At 57.4% G+C, this 21,883-nt stretch carries 24 protein-coding genes; 12 read left to right on the forward strand and 12 right to left on the reverse strand.

The features are described 5' to 3' along the window. Window positions 1-48 precede the first annotated feature (48 nt). A complete protein-coding gene (locus KZZ06_RS02430; RefSeq protein WP_219578421.1) occupies window positions 49-618 on the reverse strand; it encodes a DUF882 domain-containing protein in 570 nt (189 codons plus the stop codon). A gap of 314 nt (window positions 619-932) precedes the next feature. Between KZZ06_RS02430 and KZZ06_RS02435 the strand changes: the two genes are divergently transcribed. The 4 genes from KZZ06_RS02435 to KZZ06_RS02450 are packed head-to-tail and all read left to right on the forward strand — an operon-like array spanning window position 933 to window position 5,188. Then, window positions 933-2,561: a murein L,D-transpeptidase gene (locus KZZ06_RS02435; RefSeq protein WP_219578422.1), complete on the forward strand. Its 1,629-nt coding sequence runs from the start codon at window positions 933-935 to the stop codon at window positions 2,559-2,561. A 26-nt stretch (window positions 2,562-2,587) separates the two neighbouring features. Beyond that, window positions 2,588-3,679, forward strand: coding sequence for a UDP-3-O-(3-hydroxymyristoyl)glucosamine N-acyltransferase (gene lpxD / locus KZZ06_RS02440; RefSeq protein ID WP_219578423.1), 1,092 nt, complete (start codon window positions 2,588-2,590; stop codon window positions 3,677-3,679). Between the two features lie 38 nt (window positions 3,680-3,717). Further along, window positions 3,718-3,975, forward strand: a complete 258-nt coding sequence (locus KZZ06_RS02445) for an acyl carrier protein (RefSeq protein ID WP_219578424.1) — start codon at window positions 3,718-3,720, stop codon at window positions 3,973-3,975. A gap of 4 nt (window positions 3,976-3,979) precedes the next feature. After that, window positions 3,980-5,188, forward strand: a complete 1,209-nt coding sequence (locus KZZ06_RS02450; protein ID WP_219578425.1) for a beta-ketoacyl synthase — start codon at window positions 3,980-3,982, stop codon at window positions 5,186-5,188. A gap of 78 nt (window positions 5,189-5,266) precedes the next feature. On the opposite strand, the gene KZZ06_RS02455 is transcribed toward KZZ06_RS02450, so the two are convergent. Next, window positions 5,267-5,908 carry an invasion associated locus B family protein gene (locus KZZ06_RS02455; protein ID WP_219578426.1) on the reverse strand — a complete coding sequence of 214 codons (642 nt, stop codon included), beginning with the start codon at window positions 5,906-5,908 and terminating at the stop codon, window positions 5,267-5,269. 437 nt (window positions 5,909-6,345) lie between these two features. Here KZZ06_RS02455 and KZZ06_RS02460 point away from each other — a divergent pair, with 437 nt between their 5' ends. After that, complete coding sequence (locus KZZ06_RS02460; protein ID WP_219578427.1) at window positions 6,346-7,890, forward strand: helicase HerA-like domain-containing protein; 1,545 nt, start codon at window positions 6,346-6,348, stop codon at window positions 7,888-7,890. An 89-nt stretch (window positions 7,891-7,979) separates the two neighbouring features. Here KZZ06_RS02460 and KZZ06_RS02465 read toward each other — a convergent pair whose 3' ends face one another. The 8 genes from KZZ06_RS02465 to KZZ06_RS02500 form a co-directional block, all read right to left on the reverse strand. After that, the gene (locus KZZ06_RS02465; RefSeq protein WP_219578428.1) at window positions 7,980-9,284 is read right to left on the reverse strand and encodes a branched-chain amino acid ABC transporter permease; all 1,305 of its coding nucleotides are present in this window, start codon (window positions 9,282-9,284) and stop codon (window positions 7,980-7,982) included. Beyond that, on the reverse strand, window positions 9,281-10,291 hold the full coding sequence (locus KZZ06_RS02470) for a branched-chain amino acid ABC transporter permease (protein ID WP_219578429.1): 1,011 nt from the start codon (window positions 10,289-10,291) through the stop codon (window positions 9,281-9,283). The genes KZZ06_RS02465 and KZZ06_RS02470 overlap by 4 nt, the downstream gene beginning before the upstream one ends. Further along, entirely contained in the window at window positions 10,291-10,737 is a 447-nt protein-coding gene (locus KZZ06_RS02475) for a hypothetical protein (RefSeq protein ID WP_257884163.1), read from the reverse strand. Before KZZ06_RS02475 ends, KZZ06_RS02470 begins: the two co-directional genes overlap by 1 nt. 3 nt (window positions 10,738-10,740) lie before the next feature. Beyond that, entirely contained in the window at window positions 10,741-11,562 is an 822-nt protein-coding gene (locus KZZ06_RS02480) for an ABC transporter ATP-binding protein (RefSeq protein ID WP_219578430.1), read from the reverse strand. Window positions 11,563-11,573: 11 nt separating this feature from the next. After that, a complete protein-coding gene (locus KZZ06_RS02485) occupies window positions 11,574-12,140 on the reverse strand; it encodes a hypothetical protein (RefSeq protein WP_219578431.1) in 567 nt (188 codons plus the stop codon). Beyond that, complete coding sequence (locus KZZ06_RS02490) at window positions 12,137-12,910, reverse strand: ABC transporter ATP-binding protein (RefSeq protein WP_219578432.1); 774 nt, start codon at window positions 12,908-12,910, stop codon at window positions 12,137-12,139. The genes KZZ06_RS02485 and KZZ06_RS02490 overlap by 4 nt, the downstream gene beginning before the upstream one ends. A 98-nt stretch (window positions 12,911-13,008) precedes the next feature. Further along, window positions 13,009-14,202: an ABC transporter substrate-binding protein gene (locus tag KZZ06_RS02495; RefSeq protein WP_219578433.1), complete on the reverse strand. Its 1,194-nt coding sequence runs from the start codon at window positions 14,200-14,202 to the stop codon at window positions 13,009-13,011. Window positions 14,203-14,384: 182 nt separating this feature from the next. Continuing rightward, window positions 14,385-15,389 carry a GlxA family transcriptional regulator gene (locus tag KZZ06_RS02500; RefSeq protein ID WP_219578434.1) on the reverse strand — a complete coding sequence of 335 codons (1,005 nt, stop codon included), beginning with the start codon at window positions 15,387-15,389 and terminating at the stop codon, window positions 14,385-14,387. A 198-nt stretch (window positions 15,390-15,587) separates the two neighbouring features. On the opposite strand from KZZ06_RS02500, the gene KZZ06_RS02505 reads away from it, so the two are divergent. Then, window positions 15,588-16,958: a class II 3-deoxy-7-phosphoheptulonate synthase gene (locus KZZ06_RS02505; protein WP_219578435.1), complete on the forward strand. Its 1,371-nt coding sequence runs from the start codon at window positions 15,588-15,590 to the stop codon at window positions 16,956-16,958. A 95-nt stretch (window positions 16,959-17,053) separates the two neighbouring features. On the opposite strand, the gene KZZ06_RS02510 is transcribed toward KZZ06_RS02505, so the two are convergent. Next, a complete protein-coding gene (locus tag KZZ06_RS02510) occupies window positions 17,054-17,716 on the reverse strand; it encodes a PAS domain-containing protein (RefSeq protein WP_219578436.1) in 663 nt (220 codons plus the stop codon). A 260-nt stretch (window positions 17,717-17,976) separates the two neighbouring features. Here KZZ06_RS02510 and KZZ06_RS02515 point away from each other — a divergent pair, with 260 nt between their 5' ends. Then, window positions 17,977-18,867 carry a YicC/YloC family endoribonuclease gene (locus tag KZZ06_RS02515; protein ID WP_219578437.1) on the forward strand — a complete coding sequence of 297 codons (891 nt, stop codon included), beginning with the start codon at window positions 17,977-17,979 and terminating at the stop codon, window positions 18,865-18,867. 64 nt (window positions 18,868-18,931) lie between these two features. Here KZZ06_RS02515 and KZZ06_RS02520 read toward each other — a convergent pair whose 3' ends face one another. Further along, on the reverse strand, window positions 18,932-19,111 hold the full coding sequence (locus tag KZZ06_RS02520; RefSeq protein WP_219578438.1) for a hypothetical protein: 180 nt from the start codon (window positions 19,109-19,111) through the stop codon (window positions 18,932-18,934). Here KZZ06_RS02520 and KZZ06_RS02525 point away from each other — a divergent pair. From KZZ06_RS02525 to KZZ06_RS02545, 5 genes are read left to right on the forward strand one after another with little or no spacing between them, the layout of a single operon-like run. Then, a complete protein-coding gene (locus KZZ06_RS02525) occupies window positions 19,110-19,541 on the forward strand; it encodes a hypothetical protein (protein ID WP_219578439.1) in 432 nt (143 codons plus the stop codon). The genes KZZ06_RS02520 and KZZ06_RS02525 overlap by 2 nt on opposite strands. Then, on the forward strand, window positions 19,541-20,215 hold the full coding sequence (locus tag KZZ06_RS02530) for a MotA/TolQ/ExbB proton channel family protein (RefSeq protein WP_219578440.1): 675 nt from the start codon (window positions 19,541-19,543) through the stop codon (window positions 20,213-20,215). Before KZZ06_RS02525 ends, KZZ06_RS02530 begins: the two co-directional genes overlap by 1 nt. Beyond that, window positions 20,208-20,585: a biopolymer transporter ExbD gene (locus tag KZZ06_RS02535; protein WP_368858717.1), complete on the forward strand. Its 378-nt coding sequence runs from the start codon at window positions 20,208-20,210 to the stop codon at window positions 20,583-20,585. Before KZZ06_RS02530 ends, KZZ06_RS02535 begins: the two co-directional genes overlap by 8 nt. Before the next feature lies 1 nt (window position 20,586). Further along, complete coding sequence (locus KZZ06_RS02540; protein WP_219578441.1) at window positions 20,587-20,976, forward strand: biopolymer transporter ExbD; 390 nt, start codon at window positions 20,587-20,589, stop codon at window positions 20,974-20,976. Then, window positions 20,973-21,863, forward strand: a complete 891-nt coding sequence (locus KZZ06_RS02545; protein ID WP_219578442.1) for a TonB family protein — start codon at window positions 20,973-20,975, stop codon at window positions 21,861-21,863. Before KZZ06_RS02540 ends, KZZ06_RS02545 begins: the two co-directional genes overlap by 4 nt. Window positions 21,864-21,883: the final 20 nt, after the last annotated feature.

Genomic DNA, 21,883 nt, shown 5'->3' on the forward strand with positions numbered 1-21,883 from the left:
AAAGCGCCTGTTGGCGCTTTGTTCATATCGGGATGATCGAGAGGGGGCTTAGCCGCCCCAGCTGCGGACCACGCCACAATCCATGTGCACGAAATTTGAACCCGAATATTTGCCAACGCCGCCGCCATGACATGCGATAGCAGCCTTGGCCATCTGGTTGACGGAACGTGATGCCAAACGCAAATCTGCCGCCTGACCCCGCATATGAAGCGAGTTTTTCGCAACGCCACGCGACCGCGACCGCAACATCGCGTTTGTTTGCGGGCTGCGGTAGCCGGACAACAGCATGTAGGGTTCGCTTACGTCCAAAAGGTTATGCGAGGCGGCCATGATATCGATGGTGCGCAGATCCATGGATTTTACACCATTGGTCCGCCAGTCGCGCATAAAATGGTTCACTTCCTTTACGGCGTCTTTGATATAGTCGCCTTCGATCCAATAGATCATGTCGAGCCGTTCACCGGTGCGGCCAGAATACATCTTGATGCGGCGAATATCGCCAGCACCGCGCAGAAAACCTGCTGCATTTGCGAATGTGGGGGCTGCTGTTACTGCTGTCGCTGCAAATGCGCCCAATAAGGCGCGGCGGGATAAACCCGAAGAATTATTACCAGTCATGCGTCTAACGTCCCGTACTAAACCCGATCTTTCATGATGTTACATGCAAGATCTCAACTATCCCCAGATGCAACTTCTATATGTCATAGAGCGATTCTTTTACCAAGCGCTGAATTGGAAAGGTTCCATGTATCAACAAATTTAGGCGAATAGTTGCGCAAACACTTGGCGTGTGTTCATTTTTGCAACAGCGGCGATGCTGAAACACATCAGCGCTGAACAATATGCGGCCCTCACACGTAATGTTATTGGACAAAATCAGATGGTTGCAGGCGTTATGAGGCCAGTCGTGTTTTAGGTCTTTGGGGGACTTGATGATTAAATTTCTAGGTAGCACGTCAGGTGCCACGGGCAGATTGACCGCATTTTTCACTGCTGCCGCCGTCGGCATTGCAGTTTTGGCGGGGCCCACGCCTGTCGTCGCGCAATCGATTGCCTTTAAACAGGCCGTTGCCGAAGCCGCATCGAATGACGCGGATATTGCCGCCTATTACCGCACACACGACTATGCGCCGGTCTGGACCGACGGGTCTGACACCCAACGCGACCGCCGCGCAGCGCTGATGGTTGCGATATCGACCGCGGATACACATGGTCTGCCAACGGCGCGCTATGACCCCGTCGGCCTGATGGAAACGTTGAAAAACGCCAGAACCCCCCGTGACCGTGGCCTTGTCGACGTCGAAATGACCAAAGTGTTTTTGCAATATGCCCGTGATCTGCAAACCGGCGTTGTGGTTCCCTCCCGTATCGACAGCGCCATCGTCCGCGAGGTGCCGTATCGCGACCGCCAAGGGTATATGACCGATTTTACCAAATCCGATCCGATGCTGTTTTTGCGTAACCTGCGGCCGCGGACCTTGGAATATAACGCGCTGATGCGTGAAAAGCTCGAGATGGAAAAGCTGCTGTCGAAGGGAGGTTGGGGCGCTGTTGTGCCTGTGACATCGCTGAAACCCGGCGCGCAGGGAAATGCGGTTGTCGCATTGCGCAATCGGATGATCGCGATGGGATACCTCAAGCGGTCCAATTCGATGACCTATGACGCGCTGATGGAGCACGCGGTTCGCGAGTTTCAACAAGATCACGGTTTGAATACCGACGGTGTGGCTGGCAACGGCACCATGTCCGAGATCAACAAAAGCGTTGAGACACGGCTGAAATCCGTGATTGTCGCGATGGAGCGTGAACGCTGGTTGAACAAGGAACGCGGCGCGCGCCATGTGCTGGTTAACATCCCAGCATTCACTGCCGCCATTGTGGATGATGGCCGCGTAACCTTTGAAACCCGCGCGGTTGTGGGGGCCAAGGAGCCGGGGCGCTATACGCCCGAGTTTTCCGACACCATGGAATATATCGTGGTTAACCCCACTTGGACGGTGCCCCGGTCCATCGTGACCAAGGAATACCTGCCCTCGATGAAGAGCAACGCAAGTGCGGCGGGCCATATCGATCTGATTGACGGGCGTGGGCGGGTGATCAGCCGGGATTCTGTTGATTTCAGCCAATATAACGCGCGCAATTTCCCCTTTGGGATGCGTCAAAAACCGGGAACGCGGAATGCGCTAGGGCTGGTAAAGTTCATTTTCCCGAACAAACACAACATCTACCTGCATGATACGCCGTCCAAGGGCCTGTTCGCGCGCGATGTGCGGGCGTTCAGCCACGGCTGTGTGCGTTTGCAAGACCCGTTTGATTTCGCATATGCGCTTTTGGCGCGGCAGGAGGCTGATCCGGTGCAGTTTTTCAAGGCTCAGTTGGCCACGCATCGCGAAACCTTTGTGCATCTGGATGTCGAATTGCCGGTTCATTTGATCTACCGAACCGCCTTTACCACACCGCGTGGCCACACCCAGTACCGCGCTGACATCTATGGTCGTGACGCCAAGATCTGGGATGCGCTAAGCAAGGCAGGGGTAGCAATGGGCGCTGTTCAGGGTTAATTCATCCCCGACAAGGGGATTAAACCATGCGCCACACTATTCAAGAAATTGCCGCATCACTGGGGGCGACAGCCGTTGGTGACACGTCTTTGACCGTCGAAAAACTGGCCGAACCTGCGCAGGCAGGTCCGGGTGATCTGGCCCTCGCAATGAGCCCCAAATACGCCGCCAGTCTGGCCGAAGGGGCTGCTGTCGCGGCGATGCTGTGGCCTGATGCTGATTGGCAGGCGCTTGGGCTAAAGGCTGCGATCCTGCCGGACCGTCCGCGCTATGCCATGTCGGGGCTCACGAAAATGATGGATCAGGGCCAAGGGTTCGAGCCCGGCATTCACCCGTCTGCGATTATTGACCCCACGGCCAAGCTGGGCGCGGATGTGTCTGTCGGGCCGTTCACCATTATCGCAGCAGGTGCGCAAATCGGTGCGGGCAGCGTGGTTGGTCCGCAGTGTCATATCGGCAAGGACGCGGTTCTGGGCTCCAACGCCTATCTGCGCGATCACGTGAGCATCGGCGCAAGGGTCACCATCGGCGATGATTTCATCGCGCAACCGGGTGTTCGCATCGGCGGGGACGGGTTTTCATTCGTGACGGCTGAACCCAGCACGGTTGAACAAACCCGCAAAACCCTGGGCGACCGCGGCGACACAAAAGCGCAACAATGGACGCGTATCCACACCCTAGGCAGTGTGACCATCGGGAATGATGTTGAATGTGGAATGAATTGTACCATCGACAGCGGGACCATCCGCAACACGGTGATCGGCGATGGTACCAAGTTGGATAATTTGGTTCATCTTGGCCATAATGTTGTGGTGGGTGAAAATTGCTTGCTGTGCGGGCAGGTTGGCGTCGCGGGTTCGGTCACTATCGGTAATAACGTGGTGCTTGGCGGGCAATGCGGCGTCAGCGACAACATCTTTATCGGTGATGGTGTGATTGCAGGGGGCGGCACGAAACTGATGTCGAACGCGCCTGCGGGCCGATCGATGCTGGGCTATCCCGCAACCGAGATGGGTAAGCAGATCGAAAGCTATAAGGCGCTGCGGCGTTTGCCCCGTTTGTTGCGTGAATTCACCGCGTTAAAGAAAGAGTTGTCCAAACCTGCGTCCGACGCTTAGCGCGGGGCAAAAACGGACGGAGTGTAAGGAGAGTTTCGTTGAGTATCCAAGACCAAGTCATTCGTATTCTTGCAGAACAGGCCGTGCTCGAGCCGTCAGATGTCACGATGGACAGCACGCTCGAGGATCTGGGCATTGATAGCATGGGCGTGGTTGAAAGCATCTTTGCGATCGAAGAAGTCTTTGATATTTCGGTGCCGTTCAACGCGAACCAACCCGCGGACTCGGACTTTGATATCTCGAGCGTTGCAAGCATCGTCGCGGGCATCAAGCGGCTGAAAGCCGAGCAGGGATAAGGCAGTGAAACGGGTCGTTATCACCGGTGCGGGGACGATCAACGCACTAGGCTTGAATGTTCCGGACACAATGGCGGCCATGCAGAACGGTCGGTGCGGGATCGGCAAGCTTGAGTTCCGAGACGTTGAACGGTTGTCGATCCAGATTGGCGGGCAGGTCAAGAATTTCCCGCCCCCCGAACGCTATAACCGCCAGCAACTATCGCTGTATGACCGGTTCACCCAGTTCACCCTGGATGCCGCCGAGCAGGCAATTTCGCAGTCGGGGCTTGTCTTTTCGGGCGAATTATCCGCGAAAGCCGGGGTCGTCTTGGGGACCGCTGGCGGCGGTGTCAGCACGTGGGATGATAATTACCGCGCCGTCTATGAAGAGGGCAAAAATCGCGTTCACCCCTTTGTCGTGCCCAAGCTGATGAATAACGCGGCTGCCAGCCATGTCAGCATGGAACATAACCTCAAGGGGCCGTCTTTCACTGTCTCGACCGCCTGTGCCTCGTCCAATCACGCCATGGCGCAGGCCTTTGCGATGGTGCGTTCCGGTATGGCCCCGGCCATGGTCACCGGCGGGTCTGAATCGATGCTGTGCTTTGGCGGTGTCAAAGCATGGGAGGGTCTGCGCGTCATGAGCCGCGACGCCTGCCGCCCGTTCTCAGCCAACCGCAACGGCATGGTGCAGGGCGAGGGGGCAGGCATCTTTGTGTTCGAGGAGTATGAGCACGCCCGCGCCCGTGGTGCTGATATCCTGTGCGAAGTTGCTGGCTTTGCCATGACATCGGATGCCAGCGATATTGTGACCCCGTCCAAGGCCGGGGCTGCCCGCGCAATGAAGGGCGCGTTGCAAGATGCGCAGATCAACGCCGACCAAGTGGGATATATCAACGCCCACGGCACAGGCACGGCGGCGAATGACAAAACCGAATGCGCGGCTGTGGCAGATGTCTTTGGGCCCCATGCGGACCGGTTGATGATCAGCTCGACCAAGTCGATGCATGGCCATCTGATTGGCGGTACCGGCGCTGTAGAGCTGTTGGCCTGTATCATGGCGCTACGCGACGGGGTGATTGCCCCCACCATCGGCTATCAGGAACCTGATCCCGAATGCGCCCTTGATGTTGTCCCGAACGAGGCACGTGATGCAAAGGTGTCTATCGTCTTGTCCAATGCTTTTGCCTTTGGCGGGCTGAACGCAGTGATCGCCCTACGCAAGGTTTAAGACTGCGCCTGATAGCTGACATGAAAAAGGCCGCCTCGATCCCGAGACGGCCTTTCGCATTCTTAAATCGGTCCAGATTTACTGTTCAATAACCGAAGATTTATCATAGCCTGCGGTAAAGCCGTCCAACGACAGGGCCAGTTCGACTTTTTGATCAGGTGCCAACGCCGGAATGATGGTGATCACCGCCTCTTTGCCACGTTTGAACGCGGCGATGTCTTCCTTGGTTAGGCCCATGCGGACATAGCAGCCAACTGGGTTACAAAACGCAAAGGGATAGCGGCGCGCTTTGCCACCGTCGACCGACAGGCGCAGCTGTGCGGGCAGGGCGGTTTCCAGCGGCACAACGATTGTTGCACCCGCTTCGGCTTTGCCGTCGCCGGGCAGGCGGAACAGCGAAAACTCGGCTACTGGTACGCCTTGGCCGTCGTCCATCAACTGGTACATCTGGCAAGGGTCGTTTTCTTCTTCGGTCTTGATGCAGCGCATTTCCCAAGCACCGACAACCTCTTTGGTATAGGGTTTGCCGATATCAGTTTGGCCCTCGTCGCCCATGCTCAGCTGCGATTCCAGCGTGGTTGCAGCTGGCGCATCTTCTGTCGCCGGGGCGGCGGCTACGGGTTTTTCGGTTGTTGTTGTGGTGGTCTGTGCAAAGGATGCCGCAGGCAAGGTCATCGCCAAGGCCGCACACAGGGGAAGGATGTTCAAATACTTGGTCATGCTCATTCCAAATCAATTAACTTTATCGCCATTTACCACGGCAATGAACGGATGTCAGGCAAGATGCACCTAGTTTTTCTACCGCTCCGGCAGTTTTTTGCTGATGATTTGGATATAGGGGGCAGAAAAAGAAAAAAGGACGCAAGCGCCCTTTTCCCTGTTCTTCATTCTCCCCGTCGGACTGGGCCGACTTATTCCGGAAAGGTTACGAAAGCAGATCAATGCGGTCAATAGGAAATCTGCAAGCGTGCCGATAACTTAACCGTTTAAAAAAGGGCCGTACCCGAAGGCACGGCCAGTCTGACAGGGAGGAAGTGTTCACGGACCAAAAGGACATGTAGATCCGGAACAATTTCACTATGGTGCCGAAAGGTTAAGTTTGTATGCTTGTGCGGCACTTTGCTTGCTGCGGCAGGACCCAAAAGGATGATGAATACGTGACAAATGATATCTTTATCGGCGGCGGCGGCGCAGACTATGCCACGCAGCAGTTTCTCAACATTGGTTATGCCAACCGCCACGGCCTAATTGCAGGGGCGACGGGCACAGGTAAAACCGTGACGCTGCAAATTCTGGCCGAAGGGTTTTCAGCCCAAGGCGTGCCGGTGTTCCTGTCCGACGTCAAAGGTGATTTATCCGGCCTCGCCGTCGCAGGGTCAGAGGGGCACAAACTGCATGGCCCTTTCATGTCACGCGCCGAAACAATCGGGTTTAACGATTTTTCCTACGGCTCCTTCCCTGTCACTTTTTGGGATATGTTTGGCGAACAAGGTCACCCCGTGCGCACCACCGTATCGGAAATGGGCCCGTTGCTGCTGGGTCAGCTCTTGGGCCTAAGCGAGGCGCAAGAGGGCATCTTGAACATCGCCTTTCGCGTGGCCGACGAAGAAGGCATGCCGCTTCTGGACCTGAAAGACCTTCAGGCCCTGCTCGTGTGGGTAGGTGAAAACGCCTCAACCCTTGCCCTGCGCTATGGCAATGTGTCGGCGGCGTCCGTGGGCGCGATCCAGCGGCGCTTGCTGGTATTGGAAAACCAAGGGGCGGCTGACTTGTTTGGTGAACCGGCGCTGGAACTGTCCGACCTGATGCGCACCGATAAGGATGGCCGCGGTTTCATCAACATCCTCGCCGCTGACAAACTGATGAGCTCGCCCAAACTCTACGCGACATTCCTGTTGTGGTTGCTGTCCGAGCTGTTCGAAGAACTGCCCGAGGTGGGCGATCCCGACAAACCGAAACTGGTGTTTTTCTTTGACGAGGCGCATCTGCTGTTTGACGACGCGCCCAAGGCGTTGGTCGACAAGGTTGAACAGGTCGCACGGCTGATCCGCTCCAAGGGGGTCGGGGTCTATTTCATCACGCAAAACCCCGCCGACGTGCCCGAAGACATCCTGGGCCAGCTTGGCAACCGTATCCAGCACGCGCTGCGCGCCTTTACCGCCAAAGACCGCAAGGAACTGCGCATGGCCGCGCAAACCTATCGCGACAACCCCCGCTTCGAGACCGAAGAAGCCATCCGCGAGGTCGGCGTGGGCGAGGCCGTGACCTCTATGCTGCAGAAAAAGGGCGTGCCCGGCATCGTCGAGCGGACATTGATCCGCCCGCCGTCGTCGCAACTGGGGCCGATTGATGCGGGTACCCGGGCGGTATTGATGGCCCAAAGCGCTATGGCGGATAAATACAACACGCGCCTTGATCGTGAATCCGCCTTTGAAATCCTCACCAAACGCGCGGATGACGCTGCCAAAGCTGCCGCCAAAGCCGAGGAAGAGGCCGAAGAAGCCACTCCGGTCTTGCGCGAATTCAACGCCGCCCGCCGCTATGCCGGCAAAGGCGTCGCGCGCTCCTCGTCTAAACGCGAGGCAAAGCCAAGCGAAAGCTTTGGCGGTGCGATTGCCAGTGTCGTGATCAAGGAACTAAAGGGGACAACGGGCCGGCGCATCGTGCGCGGCATCTTGGGAAGTTTGTTCAAGGGGCGCTAACACCCAATTCCAAATGGACTAAAATCCTCGCCGAAGGCTGGCCTTATCCCGTTTGGGATAAGGCCATTTCTTTAACTGCAATCGAAAATCTACTTTTCCGGGATCAACCCGCGCGGGCTGAACCGCAACACCAGCAGCAGAACCGCGCCCATGGTCATCAACCGCATATGGGCCGCGGATTCGATCAGGTGATCCTTCAGCCAATACCCATCCGCCATGCCATAGGTGATCAGGTTCATCAGCCACAGGCCCATGGGTTCAACCATAACCCACAGATACCACATCAGGAATCCGCCCAAGACGGCCCCAAAGTTGTTGCCCGACCCGCCGACAATCACCATCACCCAGATCAAAAAGGTAAAGCGTAGCGGTTGATACGACCCGGGTGTCAGCTGGCTGTCCAGCGTGGTCATCATCGCGCCCGCAATCCCGCAGATGGCAGAGCCAAGGATAAACACTTGCAGGTGCCGCGCGGTGACGTCCTTGCCCATGGCTTCGGCGGCGACTTCGTTGTCACGAATGGCGCGCAGCATCCGCCCCCAAGGGGAGTTCAGCGCGCGTTGGCTCATCCACAGCAGGATCAGCAGCACGGCGGCGAAGAGCAGGATGTATAAGAATTTGACCCATAATGTCGATGCTTCGACGGGATCAAAGCCAAAACCGGCAGCGCGTTCAACAAAGCCCACATCGTTTTGCAGGTCGATCTCGTACGGAACGGGGCGCGGTATGCCGATCACGTTTTTCACACCGCGCGACAGCCAGTCTTCGTTCTTGAGGATGGCAATGATGATCTCGGCGATCCCCAGCGTGGCAATGGCCAGATAATCCGACCGCAGCCCAAGCGCGGTTTTCCCGATCACCCAAGCGGCCCCGGCGGCAAATAGCCCGCCCACAGGCCATGCGATGATCACCGGAAGGCCAAGCCCGCCCAGATATCCGGTATGGGCAGGATTGATGGCTTCGACCGCGGCAACGGACGGATCAAAGATCGCGCGGAACAAGAAGAACCCGCCGATCAACAGAGCCAGCACCACCAGCGTGCGCACCCAGCCTTTGGCCATGCGTTTCATCACCTGAACGGCTGCCACCACAGTCGCAGCACCCAACAGCAAGGCACCCAAAATGCCCCAACCGCCAGCAGCCCAGCCACCCGGGGTGGCGGGCATGCCGATCAGCACCGCAGCAAGGCCACCCAAAGCGACAAAGCCCATGATCCCTACGTTAAACAGCCCGGCAAAACCCCATTGCAGGTTCACGCCCAAGGCCATGATGCTGGAGATTAGCCCCATTGAGATGATCAACAGCGCCGCATTCCAGCTTTGTGCAAAGCCGGTATAGACAATAAGGGCCGCAATAATCGCGAAAAGCGCGGTGTTTCTAAGCGTCTCGTTCATACCGATTGCCCCTTGAACAGACCTGTGGGTTTGAACAGCAACACGATCAACAAGATCACAAAGCTGACGGCGAATTTATAATCGGTGGACAAAAGCTGAACCAAGCTGTCGGGGGCAAGGCTGTCTGGCAGCATATACCCCAGCACTTTTTTCCATGCATAGGTGATGGTCACCTCTGAGAAAGCGATGACAAAACCGCCTGCAATGGCCCCGACCGGATTGCCCAGCCCGCCCACAATGGCCGATGCAAAGATGGGCAACAGCAGTTGGAAATAGGTGAAGGGTTTGAATGATTTATCCAGCCCGTAAAGAACGCCGGCGGTGGTCGCCAGACAGGCCACGATAATCCAAGTGATCATCACCACACGTTCGGGGTTGATCCCTGACAGCAGGGCCAGATCCTCGTTATCGGAATAGGCGCGCATGGACTTGCCGGACCGGGTTTTGTTCAGAAACCAGAACAACACCGCAACCACGATAATAGCCGTAATCACGGTCAGCCCCTGGGTGGTTTTGATCGCCAGCCCTTCTTCCAGACCGGTCATCTTTTTAAAGGTTCGTGCCGAGATGATGAACCGTTCACCATCAAGGAAATTCTTGTCGTCAGACCCGATGATAAACCGCGTGATGCCATTATAGATGAACGTCACCCCCAGCGATACGATCACAAAGATCACCGGTTTCGCCTTTTTCTCGCGGTAGAATTTATACACCACCCGATCGGTGCCCAACAGCAATCCGACGGTCACCAAAATCGCAAAGGGCAGGGCCAGCAGCGCCGTGGGTAGCACCCATAGATGCAGACCGATCGACTGAAACCCCCAGGTGATCAGTACGGCGGACATCGCCCCAAGCGCCATCGTGTCGCCATGGGCAAAGTTCGAAAACCGCAAGATGCCGTAAACCAGCGTCACCCCAAGCGCACCAAGTGCCAGTTGCGAGCCATAGGCGATGCCGGGGACCAGCACGTAATTGGCCAGCGCCACAAAAGCGTTCAATAAATCCATTAGTTGCATGTCCCTAGATAGCTGATGACAAAGGGCCCGTCAGCATAGTGCACGGTATAGCGTGTCGCACCGTTTTCTGTGATCGTAATCATATGACGCGCGGCAAAGGTGCCACCCGACAGCGATAGCGATTTCCCCGAGGTGACGCCCAGCAGTTCAACCGTTTCCGCGTCGGTGACCATTTCGGCCTGAACCACCAGATCATCCGCAGACAATCCGCCACCGATCCCCGTGATTTCAGGGGTGAATTCGGTTTCGGTACAGGGTTCGTTCTCAACGCATTCGGTGACGAAATTGCACAGCCGTTTTATTTCCTGCCGGAACGGCGCTGTCTCAAGCGTCAAGGTCTCTGCCATGCTGTGTTCGTCGGCCACCGCAGCAGCAGATGTTTCTTGCCCCACGGCAGGGGTGCAGGCGATAATTGCAAGCGGGATCATCCAACGCATGGTCTAGCCCCCCAAGAATGATTTGCGGACTTCGGGGTCGTTCAGCAATTCCTTGCCCGTACCGGTAAAGGCATTCGCACCTTGCACCAGAACATATCCTTTGTCCGCGATTTCAAGGGCTTGCCGCGCGTTCTGTTCCACCATCAGGATCGGAATACCAGTGCGGGCCACCTCGATGATGCGGTCGAACAATTCGTCCATCACGATGGGGCTGACGCCTGCGGTGGGTTCGTCCAGCATCAAAACCTTGGGCTGGGTCATCAACGCACGGCCAACGGCGACTTGCTGGCGCTGACCGCCCGACAATTCGCCTGCCGCCTGAAACCGCTTTTCCTTGAGGATCGGGAACAGGTCATAGACTTGCGCCATCGTATCGCGGAAATCGTCGCGGCGGATAAACGCCCCCATCTCGAGGTTTTCCTCGACCGTCATCGAGGTAAAGATATTCGACGTTTGCGGCACAAAGCCCATGCCCTTGGCCACGCGGTCTTGGGGCGACAGGGCGGTGATGTCTTCGCCGTCCAGCCGAACATGGCCCTTACGCACGTCCAGCATGCCGAACACGGCCTTCATCGCGGTGGATTTACCGGCACCATTGGGGCCGACGATCACAGCGATTTCGCCTTTTTCAACGGCGATGGTACAGCTGTGCAGAATATCTGGCCCCTTGCCATAGCCACCCGTCATGGCCTCGCCAATCAGGAAGGGGCCACCGGGTGCCGCATGGCTTTTGCCGCCTTGTTTGACGGGCTGTGCGGTGCCTTGGCCTTTGGTATTTCCGATCGACAGGTCTTTGTTGCCTCGATCACCATATGGGTCGCTCATGTCAGTCTCTTTCAGTCGGTGCCGCTGGTGGGCGGGTCAATGGTGTCAGCGCAAGACATTTGGTCCTCGCAGGTGTCGCGCAGCATCATCGCCACGTCAAAGGACATCTTTTCCATGTCCTCAAGCGGGGTTGTGTCGGCTGTATCCAGATACAGCATGATCCGCGCAGGGCCGACCTGTGACAGCATCACAGCACTTAGGGTGCGGTCGCCGTTGATTTGGTCATATTGCAGGTGGCGCAGGGTCAAACCGCGCGGGGTTACGATCTTGTCGACCTGCAAAATCTCGAGCGGGGCACCGCCATCCGCCGCGATCCAGGCGTCATAGGTCTCGAATTGTTCCTCGAGGGTGGCCACGCTGTCGGTGATCTCGTGGCCGGGCCATTCTTCGGTGAAATTCAGGATATAGGTGTCGATATAGCGGGCAGAACCGTCACCGACCACGTCCCATTTTGCGGCTTCCCACGCGGTTCCACGGTCGCACATCCACACATCCGCAGACAATTGCGCGCAGGCGGCAGATGCCTGCGGCAACGCCAAAGCGGCGGCCAAGGTCAGGGCTGCGAAATGGTACTTCATGCGGTCTTGTTCTTGAGGCCCGTGCCAAGATAGGCCTCGATCACTTGTTCGTTGGCCTTGATCTCGGGCAGGGTGCCTTGGGCCAGAACCTTGCCTTCGGCCATGCAGATCACCGGATCACACAGGCGGCCAATGAAATCCATGTCGTGTTCGATCACGACAAAGGTATAGCCGCGTTCCTTGTTCAACCGGATAATCGCGTCGCCAATGGTGTTCAGCAGCGTGCGGTTCACGCCTGCGCCGACTTCGTCCAAGAATACGATCTTGGCGTCGACCATCATGGTGCGGCCAAGCTCTAGCAGCTTTTTCTGACCGCCCGAGATTTGACCGGCTTTTTGCTCGGCCAGATGTTCGACCGTCAGAAATTCCAACACTTCGTCGGCCTTGGCGCGCAGGGCGCGTTCCTGATCGGCGATGCGTTTGCGGCCAAACCACGTGTTCCACAGAACTTCGCCCGCCTGATCGCCGGGCACCATCATCAGGTTCTCGCGGCAGGTCATGGACGAAAATTCATGGGCAATCTGGAACGTACGCAGCAGACCTTTGTGAAACAGCTCGTGCGGGGGCAGGCCGGTAATGTCCTCGCCGCCCATGGTCACACGGCCCGAGGTTGGTTGAAGAACACCTGCGATCACATTGAAAAGCGTGGTTTTTCCCGCGCCGTTGGGGCCGATCAATCCGGTGATTGTGCCTTGTTCAATGGTCAGGCTGGCCCCGTCGACGGCATGAAAGCCACCGAAGTGTTTGTGTACATCGTCAACGACGATCATATGAATATCCCTGTGTCCGCGTCGTAAGTTGCGCGGTTACCCTTTTGAAAACAGCAGCCCGGTTGCCCGGACTGCTGTCATTTTTCTGTCAGAAAGGCTTACTTGAAACCGACTGTTTCGATCACGCCGTCTTTGACTTCGATCATGCGGTAGGTACCAGCAGATTCACCGGGTCCGATCAGTTCGACCGCGGATGCGCCGACATAGTCAACGTCCGTGCCAGCTGCGATCAGCTCAAGCGCTTTTGCCAGTTCACCAGGATAGATTTTTTCACCCGGTGCGTTTGCCACATCAAGGATCTTGGGGCCGTAAACGGCTGGATCTGTGGATTCTGCCGCCTGCATCGCCAACATGAACAGCGCCGCTGCGTCATAGGATTCAGGTGTGTAAGGCGATGTCCCGTTAAAGCCGGCGTCTTCAGCCATCTTGGTGAAAACATCGATGCCCTGACCCTCGGAACCCGCGATTTGACCGTAAGAACCGTTCAGGTCATCGCCGATACGACCGGGCAATGTGTCACCGATCATGCCGCCTGGCAGACCGAATGTGTCGAATGCGCCGGTATCAAGGGCCGCGTTGATGATGCCAGGACCACCTTGGTCAAGGTAACCCGCAACAACCAGGATGTCGCCGCCAGCGGATGCCAGCGCGCCAACTTCGGCAGAGTAATCTGCTTTACCGTCTTCGTGGGCTGCAACGATAGTGACTTCGCCGCCGATGGCCTCGAACGAGGTTTGGATCGCGTCAGCAAGACCCTTGCCATAGTCGTTGTTGGTATAGGTCAGGGCGATGGATTTCACGCCACGCTCTTGCAGGATTTCTGCCATAACCTGACCTTCACGCGCGTCCGATGGGGAGGTGCGGAAAAATAGGCCGTTGTCTTCCATTGTGGACAGACCGGGCGATGTGGCGGAGGGCGAAATCATGACCATGCCGTTTGGAATGGCTACGTTCTGCAAAACCGCACCTGTAACGCCGGAGCAATCCGCACCGATCAGGCCGTTGATGCCTTCGGCGATCAGACGTTCAGCACCAGCCACGGCCAGCGCATTGTCGATACAGCCGGAATCGGCACGCAGACCTGTAACAGTCGCGCCGCCCATCAGCTTGCCGCTGTCGGTGACTTCTTTCATCGCCATCTCGGCACCGGACGCCATTGGGCCGGTCAGCGATTCAATAGGGCCGGTAAAGCCAAATACGATACCGATTTTTACGTCGTTGGAATGCGAGCCCGCAAAGGCGGTTGTCGCAAGCAGTGCTGCAGCCGTTGTGGCCATAAGCATCTTTTTCATTGTTATCTCCCGTGTTGGAACTTTTCTGTTCTGAGCAAAGCCTATGCGGGGTTTTTCGAAAAGAAAAGCGCAATAAAGCGTTCACTGTAGGTCAAGCTGCGCTGGCTATTCAAAAAACGGCGCGTGTGTCATCGGTTGTGAATAAAACGGGCGCGCCACAAGGCCGGGCGTCTTGCTGGCCGCTAAATTGACAATCTGGCGGCATGTGATCCGCGTTCGCGATAGGGTGTGGTGTCGTAATGCGCACGGTAGCATTTTGAGAAATGCGAGGGCGAGGCAAAGCCGCAGGCCAGCGCCACGTTGATCACGCTCATATCTGTTTGCATCAGCAGGTTGCGGGCCTTTTGCAGGCGCAGTTCCATATAGTACCGCTTGGGGCTGCGGTTCAGATAGCGGCGGAACAGACGTTCCAGCTGACGGGTCGACATGCCCACATCTTTTGCCAAGGTCGACGGGCTGATCGGTTCCTCGATATTGCGTTCCATCATCTGGATCACCTGGCTTAGCTTGGGGTGGCGCACGCCGATGCGGGTCGGCACCGACAGACGCTGGGTGTCTTGGTCTGTGCGGATCGACGAATAGATCAATTGATCCGCCACCGAATTCGCCATTTCTTCGCCCAGATCATCGGCGATCAGTTTCAGCATAAGGTCAATGGATGATGTGCCACCGGCAGTGGTCATGCGGTTCCCATCAACCACGAAAACCGATTTGGTCAGGGTCACGTCTTCGAATTCTTCGGTGAAACTGTCCTGGTTTTCCCAGTGAATCGTCGCTTTCTTGCCATCGAGCAACCCGGCTTTTGCCAGCGTAAAGGCGGCAGTGCACAGCCCGCCGACCATCATGCCCTTGCGGGCCTCGCGGCGCAGCCAACCCAATAGCTTTTTGGTGGTGGCTGCTTGCACGTCGATGCCGCTGCAAATCACCAACGTGTCTTCGCGCCGCAATTCGTCCAGATCGCCATCAAGCGTGAACTGCGCACCGGCAGAGCTGCTGACATATGTCCCGCCTTCGCCGATCAAACGCCAGTTATATGCCTCGCGGCCGGACATACGGTTTGCAATGCGCAAACATTCAACAGCCGACGCAAAGCTCAGCATGGTGAAGTTCTCGAGCAAGACAAAAACAAACAACTTCGGCTTGTCTTCATTGACCGGAACGCGAATGGCCGATTGCGTGTCTGACATCGCTGCTCTTTCAATATCGTAGAAATTTTCGTTGACCAGGTTTCTCTCCCGTAAAACCTGCCCAAAACCTTGCCCGCGCGGCAGGGGGAAGGTCAATAGGCGGAATTCGGTTCTGGTCTCTAGCTTCAGGCTTTTGTATACCGTTGGCTCAACCGTTAGCGCCGATACCCGGCGCGATGCCTACTTCGGAGAGACAACATGACCGATTGGACAAAATCTAGCTGGCGCGACAAACCGCGGATCCAGATGCCCGACTATCCAGACCAAGCTGCGTTGCAGGCGGTCGAGGCAGAGCTGTCACGGTATCCGTTGTTGGTTTTTGCAGGCGAAGCACGTCGGTTGAAAAAGCATCTGGCAGCCGCAGGTCGTGGCGATGCGTTTTTGCTTCAGGGTGGCGATTGCGCCGAAAGCTTTGAGCAGTTCAGCAGTGACATGATCCGCGATACCTTCAAGGTCATGCTGCAAATGGCGATCGTTTTGACCCATGGTGCCAAGGTGCCGGTGATCAAAGTGGGACGTATGGCTGGCCAGTTCGCCAAGCCGCGTTCGGCCCCGACCGAGGTGGTCGATGGCGTCGAGCTGCCCAGCTACCGTGGTGATATCATCAACGGGTTGGAGTTTACCCCAGAGGCCCGCATTCCAGATCCGCAAAAGATGTTGCGCGCCTATACTCAGGCGGCAGCGACGCTGAACCTGATCCGCGCGTTTTCAACGGGTGGTTATGCGGACGTGCATCAGGTGCACGGCTGGACCTTGGGCTTTACCGAAAGCGAAAAGGCCGAGAAATACCGCGACATTGCCAACCGTATTTCCGACACGTTGGATTTCATGGCGGCGGCTGGTGTCACGTCCGAGACGGCTCATACCCTGCAATCGGTGGAATATTATACAAGCCACGAATCGCTTTTGCTTGAGTATGAAGAGGCGCTGTGCCGTCAGGATAGCCAAACCGGTAAATGGTTGGCGGGCTCTGGCCACATGATCTGGATCGGCGACCGCACACGTCAGCCCGACGGCGCGCATGTGGAATTTGCACGCGGCGTACAAAACCCGATCGGTTTGAAATGCGGCCCGACCATGACCAGCGACGACCTGAAGCTGTTGATGAAAAAGCTGAACCCACAAAACGAGGAAGGGCGTTTGACCCTGATCGCGCGGTTCGGGGCAGGCAATGTGGGTGAACACCTGCCGCGTCTGATCAAAACCGTGCAGGAAGAGGGCGCAAACGTGGTTTGGACCTGTGACGCGATGCATGGCAACACGATCAAATCGTCCAGCGGCTATAAAACGCGGCCCTTTGATTCAGTTCTGCGCGAAGTGCGTGAATTCTTTGCTGTGCATGCAGCCGAGGGGACCGTTCCGGGCGGTGTGCATTTCGAGATGACCGGCCAAGATGTGACTGAATGCACCGGTGGCGTGCGGGCTGTACAGGATGAAGACCTGTCAGATCGTTACCACACCGCCTGTGACCCACGTTTGAATGCCAGCCAGTCGCTGGAACTTGCGTTCCTCGTGGCCGAGGAACTGTCGGCACGCCGGACGGCACATCAAGCCAAAGTCGCAATCTAAGTCACTGTCAGAATAAACGGAAAGGCCGCGCATTGTTATGATGCGCGGCCTTTTTATATGGTCGGTAGTCGCAGGGGTTACCTGCCTGCCGGTTGTTAGCTGTCGGACTTGACCAAGCGCAGATAGGGAACGCCGGTTGCGCCTGTTGTTGTGGCTGGCCGTGGGGCGGGGCGTCGCGTTTCAGCGACGGGGGCCTGCGGTGCCGGATCAACGGCTGGCTGATTGACCGCAATGGGGCGGATTTGAATATTCTCGATATCAAACCGGCACGGGTCAGCGGCAATATCACCTTTGGTTACAAAGCAGCCCAACATGCGGCTGACATCACCCATGTCGCTTTTCAGGGGCAGTAAGATCATGCGCCCTTCGGCCTCACCTGTTTCATTGCGCAGGGCAAGGCTGCCGACGGCAGGGGTCGCAAACAGTTCTTCCAGCATGTCACTGAACCTGCGGCGCGATTCAGTCGACAGGAATGCAGTGATCGGCATGCCGCGTACCTCCATCCCCATCAGATCGCTGAGATGGCTGCCCGCGATGCGCATCCGGGCCACGCCGGGGGCTACGCGTTCAAGGATAAAGGCATATTCCAGCGCGGCTTCGATCCCGCGCGGGTCTATGTCCGACCGCTTCGGCAGCAAACGATCCTGACGCAAGCCTTCCCAATATGCTTCGACTTGGGCGACCGCGGCAAAGCTGTGGCCTGTGTGAAAATCTGTCAGCTTGACGATATTCTGGGCGTCTTTTGGGTTCTCATACATGAATTCAGCTCGTCTCGGTTATGTGTTTGATCTGCTCGGCAATCACAAGTTGCGCGGGCCGTCGCTCGTATTTGAAGGCGGCTCGATGACGCCATCTTGAGTTTGTTATAACGATTTCATCGCAAATTTGCATACAAATCTCTTGAAGTGGTTAACTTCTTGATAGGGAAAGGGCGCATATGTGATGGGCAGGAGGGCTTGCCCAAAATCGCGCTTTGGCTTTTAAAGCATCCCAGACACATCAGCCGACAGGATCCCCTATGATACGTTCAATGACAGGTTTCGCCTCAGCCAATGGCGCATTGGCCCCCCATAGCTGGGGATGGGAACTGCGGTCGGTCAACGGCAAGGGGTTGGATCTGCGCCTGCGCGTTCCCGATTGGGTTGACGGGCTTGAGGTCGGGCTGCGCAAGCAATTGAGCGCGCAAATCGCGCGGGGCAATATATCATGTAACCTGCGGATCGCGCGTGATGAAAACACCGGCGGATTGACGGTGAACGCCGCCCAGCTGGATACGGTGCTGGAGGCGCTTCAGCAAATCGAGACGCGCGCAATGGATGCCGGCGTGTCGCTTGCCCCGTCCAAAGCAAGCGATATCGTGACCATGCGCGGCGTGTTGGAACAAGCCACCACAGTCGATGATGTGGAAACACTGTCCAAAACGCTGCTTGCCGAATTTGCCGTGGTTCTGGCTGATTTCAATGCCATGCGCGCCCGCGAAGGGGCGGCGCTGGAACAGGTGTTGCAGGCGCAACTAACCGAGGTCGAAACCCTGACCACGCAAGCCGCCGCTTTGGCCGAACAACGCAAAGCCGAGATGGCACAGACCTTGAAACGCAATCTGGCGCGGGTGCTGGAAAACAGTGACGGCATGGATGCGGGACGCATTGCACAAGAACTGGCGCTGATCGCGGTCAAGGCGGATGTCACCGAAGAAATCGACCGTTTGCATGCGCATGTCAGCGCCGCGCGTGAACTGATGGGGCAGGGCGGCGCAGTGGGCCGCAAGCTGGATTTCCTGATGCAGGAATTCAACCGCGAAGCGAATACATTGTGTTCCAAGGCACAGAATACTGATTTGACACGGGTTGGATTGGCTTTGAAGGCCGTGATCGACCAGATGCGCGAGCAAGTGCAAAACGTGGAATAGCCCGCGCCAGTAAAGGTGATCACACGACTTTGATGTGACAGGGATTCCTGTGCCTTGCGGTATTTTAGTGCCGGAAAACAGTAGTTGAGTATAAAAGTCGGGATTGTCCGTCCGGTGTTTGTTTGGTAGCAAGCGTGGAATCACGCGGTTTGGTGAAATCACCGATTTCCCCCGCCGATGACCAGCCAAAGGCGCGCGCCGCCTTAGCCAGCACAATAACCATTACCCGGTCAGGAGTTTCCATGCCCCGTTTCCGTTTCGCCTTTTTGGCGGCACCGCTTGTTTTGTCTGCGCAGATCGCCTGCGCACAAGAGGCGAATACCAGCGGCCACATCGCGGTTGAACTGAACGCAGCCGAGACAAGCGCCGACGCCTGCACGCTTTCCTTTATGGTCACAAATGGGTTGAAAACGCCTGTTGAGAAAGCCGTCTATGAGGTTGCCCTGTTTGACAAGGAAGGCCAGGTCAGCCGTCTGACCTTGTTCGATTTCGGGGCATTGCCGCCCGGACGTCCCCGTGTCCGCCAGTTTGCTGTGCCGCAAACCAGCTGCGAAAATCTGGGCCGCGTACTGTTTAACGGTGCCAGCACCTGCGAAGGCGATGGCATTGCAGCAGATGTTTGCGAGACCGGCCTGCGACCCTCGTCGCGGACGGACATCGAGGTGCTGGGCTGATGGATATTATGAATTCCATAATCGCCTCTTTGCATCAGATTGCTGAAACGGGCGGTCCGGTTGTGGTCGTTCTGATGGCTGTGGCGGTGCTAACGCTGGCGGTATCCATCTATAAGGTCTGGCAATTCTGGCGTTCTGCCGTGGGTCGGCACACCGCGCTGTCCCAAGCGGTTGCTGCCTGGGATCAAGGTGACCGCGCTGCCGCACGCGCGGCGTTGGGTCGTTCCAAAAGCTATCTGGTTCCTGTCGTCGATCTGGCGATGTCATCGCCTCAAGGCGGCGCAGAGCGGCTGCAAGCCGAGGCCGAGGCCCAGTTTGCCAAGCTTGAGACCGGTTTCCGCTTGTTGGATTCCGTGGCGCAGCTGGCACCGTTGTTGGGGTTGTTCGGCACGGTCTTGGGGATGATCGAAGCGTTCCAATCCTTGCAGGCCGCCGGATCACAGGTTGATCCGTCGATCTTGGCGGGTGGTATCTGGGTTGCGCTGTTGACGACAGCCGTTGGGCTGGTCGTCGCGATGCCCACCGCCGTGATCCTCAGCTGGCTTGAACAGCGGATGGAGGCCGAACGCGTGATCGCTGACAAGGCCATACTAACCGTGCTGCACCCGACAGGTGCGGTGCCCCGCAAGGCAGGTAGCGGCGCATTTGACGGGGCAGTTGCAGCCCATGGCTAGGCCACGCACCCGCAGGCGCAGATTGTCGATGACGTCGCTGATCGACGTTATTTTCTTGCTGCTTTTGTTCTTCATGCTCACCTCGACCTTTTCTAAATTCTCCGAGGTTGAACTGGCGGCGGCGGGGCCGGGGTCGGCCGCCCCCAGCGATGCAAAGCCGTTGTTTATGCAACTTGGCACCGAAACCTTGCGGTTGAACGGGGATGATCTGGGGCTTGACGCATTGGCGTCTTCTGCCTTGGGGCAGGCCAAGGAAGGCACGGTTTTGCTGGTCTCGCTTGGGGCGGATGTTGATGCGCAACGGCTGACGGATTTGCTGGTGGCGCTGCGTGGTTTTCCTGCTTTGCAGGTCTCGGTTCTGGGGGGATAATATGCGCAAATTCGCCAAAACCAAACCCCAACGCGAGCCGACGATCGCCTTGATCAATATCGTTTTTCTGATGTTGGTGTTTTTTATGGTCGCCGGCACCTTGGCGCAGCCGCTTGACCCGTCACTGACGTTGGTCGAGACGCGCGAACTAGAAGGCCAAGCACCGCCAAACGCGCTGGTGGTCTATCCTGACGGGCGGATCAGCTTTCAAGGACAGGATCAGGCCGATGCCGCGACTTTTATCGCAAGCCTGTCTGACGAAGACCGCGAGACCGTGCGCCTTGTTCCCGATCGCGCACTTCCCGCAGCGGCGCTGGTCACCCTCACGCGCGCGCTGCGTACAGCAGGGGCACAGCGGGTCATGCTGGTCACAAAAAGGGCTTTGGAATGATTTTTCGATCTCATCTCGCCAAGGGCGTATCGCTTGTTCTAGCGACGGGTATCGTTGCGGGGGCAGCGCAGTTGAGCGTGCCCAAGACACAGATTGAAATGGAGGGCGGCGGTCCTCAGGTCGAAGCCAGAATGGGGTCAACATTCGAGGATATGGCGGTTGGCACCTTGACGGCCCTGACCGCCGAGACAGCGGTAGAGCCGCCCGTTGAACCCGTCGCCGTCGAACCTGTAAAGGCGCAGCCCGTGCAGGCCGAACCCATTGCGACGCCAGCCCCGACGCCGGCGCCAGAACTGACACAGCAGGTGACACCGACCCCAACCGTGATGGCGGCGTTAACCCCGGTGCCCGCAGCACCCACCACGCCCGTCACGGCGCTGGCCCCCAAACCCGAAACAATCGTCGCCAAGACACCCGAAACCCAAGCACCGGTCGAATCCCCGCGTCCCAAGGAAAAGGCCCCCGAGGTCGTCAAGAAAAAACCTGAAAAGAAACCCGTCAAGCAGGCCACTGCGCGGGGCAATGCAAAGCGGAATAACACCAAAGGCGCGGATACCGGCACAAACAAGAATGCCAAGGCGACAACGACAGGCAACGCCCAAAAGGCCGCCTCTCAGGCTGGTAATGCCGCCGTAAGCAACTATCCCGGTCAAGTGATGCGCCGGATCTCGCGGGTGGGCAAACCACGGGTCAAATCCAAGGGCGAGGCCGTCATCGCCTTCACAATCGCGGCAAACGGCGGTCTGGGCGGCGTTTCGATTGCACGCAGTTCGGGGTCTGCCGCGCTGGATCAGGCGGCGCTCACGCTGATCCGCAAAGCCGCGCCATTTCCGAAACCGCCGGCAGGCGCGCGACGTCAATACACGATCAAGATCAAAGGGCGCTAGGGCCGGACCAGTACGCCGGT

Origin of the sequence: Sulfitobacter sp. CW3, assembly GCF_019392245.1 — a bacterium.
GTDB lineage: Bacteria > Pseudomonadota > Alphaproteobacteria > Rhodobacterales > Rhodobacteraceae > Sulfitobacter.

What these genes read in the sequence shown, in the direction of transcription:
- KZZ06_RS02430 (WP_219578421.1), bottom strand. Translation starts at nt 618, where the DNA reads ATGACTGGTAATAATTCTTCGGGTTTATCCCGCCGCGCCTTATTGGGC.
- KZZ06_RS02435 (WP_219578422.1), top strand. Translation starts at nt 933, where the DNA reads ATGATTAAATTTCTAGGTAGCACGTCAGGTGCCACGGGCAGATTGACC.
- lpxD (WP_219578423.1), top strand. Translation starts at nt 2,588, where the DNA reads ATGCGCCACACTATTCAAGAAATTGCCGCATCACTGGGGGCGACAGCC.
- KZZ06_RS02455 (WP_219578426.1), bottom strand. Translation starts at nt 5,908, where the DNA reads ATGACCAAGTATTTGAACATCCTTCCCCTGTGTGCGGCCTTGGCGATG.
- KZZ06_RS02465 (WP_219578428.1), bottom strand. Translation starts at nt 9,284, where the DNA reads ATGAACGAGACGCTTAGAAACACCGCGCTTTTCGCGATTATTGCGGCC.
- KZZ06_RS02470 (WP_219578429.1), bottom strand. Translation starts at nt 10,291, where the DNA reads ATGGATTTATTGAACGCTTTTGTGGCGCTGGCCAATTACGTGCTGGTC.
- KZZ06_RS02475 (WP_257884163.1), bottom strand. Translation starts at nt 10,737, where the DNA reads ATGCGTTGGATGATCCCGCTTGCAATTATCGCCTGCACCCCTGCCGTG.
- KZZ06_RS02480 (WP_219578430.1), bottom strand. Translation starts at nt 11,562, where the DNA reads ATGAGCGACCCATATGGTGATCGAGGCAACAAAGACCTGTCGATCGGA.
- KZZ06_RS02485 (WP_219578431.1), bottom strand. Translation starts at nt 12,140, where the DNA reads ATGAAGTACCATTTCGCAGCCCTGACCTTGGCCGCCGCTTTGGCGTTG.
- KZZ06_RS02490 (WP_219578432.1), bottom strand. Translation starts at nt 12,910, where the DNA reads ATGATCGTCGTTGACGATGTACACAAACACTTCGGTGGCTTTCATGCC.
- KZZ06_RS02495 (WP_219578433.1), bottom strand. Translation starts at nt 14,202, where the DNA reads ATGAAAAAGATGCTTATGGCCACAACGGCTGCAGCACTGCTTGCGACA.
- KZZ06_RS02500 (WP_219578434.1), bottom strand. Translation starts at nt 15,389, where the DNA reads ATGTCAGACACGCAATCGGCCATTCGCGTTCCGGTCAATGAAGACAAG.
- KZZ06_RS02505 (WP_219578435.1), top strand. Translation starts at nt 15,588, where the DNA reads ATGACCGATTGGACAAAATCTAGCTGGCGCGACAAACCGCGGATCCAG.
- KZZ06_RS02510 (WP_219578436.1), bottom strand. Translation starts at nt 17,716, where the DNA reads ATGTATGAGAACCCAAAAGACGCCCAGAATATCGTCAAGCTGACAGAT.
- KZZ06_RS02515 (WP_219578437.1), top strand. Translation starts at nt 17,977, where the DNA reads ATGATACGTTCAATGACAGGTTTCGCCTCAGCCAATGGCGCATTGGCC.
- KZZ06_RS02525 (WP_219578439.1), top strand. Translation starts at nt 19,110, where the DNA reads ATGCCCCGTTTCCGTTTCGCCTTTTTGGCGGCACCGCTTGTTTTGTCT.
- KZZ06_RS02520 (WP_219578438.1), bottom strand. Translation starts at nt 19,111, where the DNA reads ATGGAAACTCCTGACCGGGTAATGGTTATTGTGCTGGCTAAGGCGGCG.
- KZZ06_RS02530 (WP_219578440.1), top strand. Translation starts at nt 19,541, where the DNA reads ATGGATATTATGAATTCCATAATCGCCTCTTTGCATCAGATTGCTGAA.
- KZZ06_RS02535 (WP_368858717.1), top strand. Translation starts at nt 20,208, where the DNA reads ATGGCTAGGCCACGCACCCGCAGGCGCAGATTGTCGATGACGTCGCTG.
- KZZ06_RS02540 (WP_219578441.1), top strand. Translation starts at nt 20,587, where the DNA reads ATGCGCAAATTCGCCAAAACCAAACCCCAACGCGAGCCGACGATCGCC.
- KZZ06_RS02545 (WP_219578442.1), top strand. Translation starts at nt 20,973, where the DNA reads ATGATTTTTCGATCTCATCTCGCCAAGGGCGTATCGCTTGTTCTAGCG.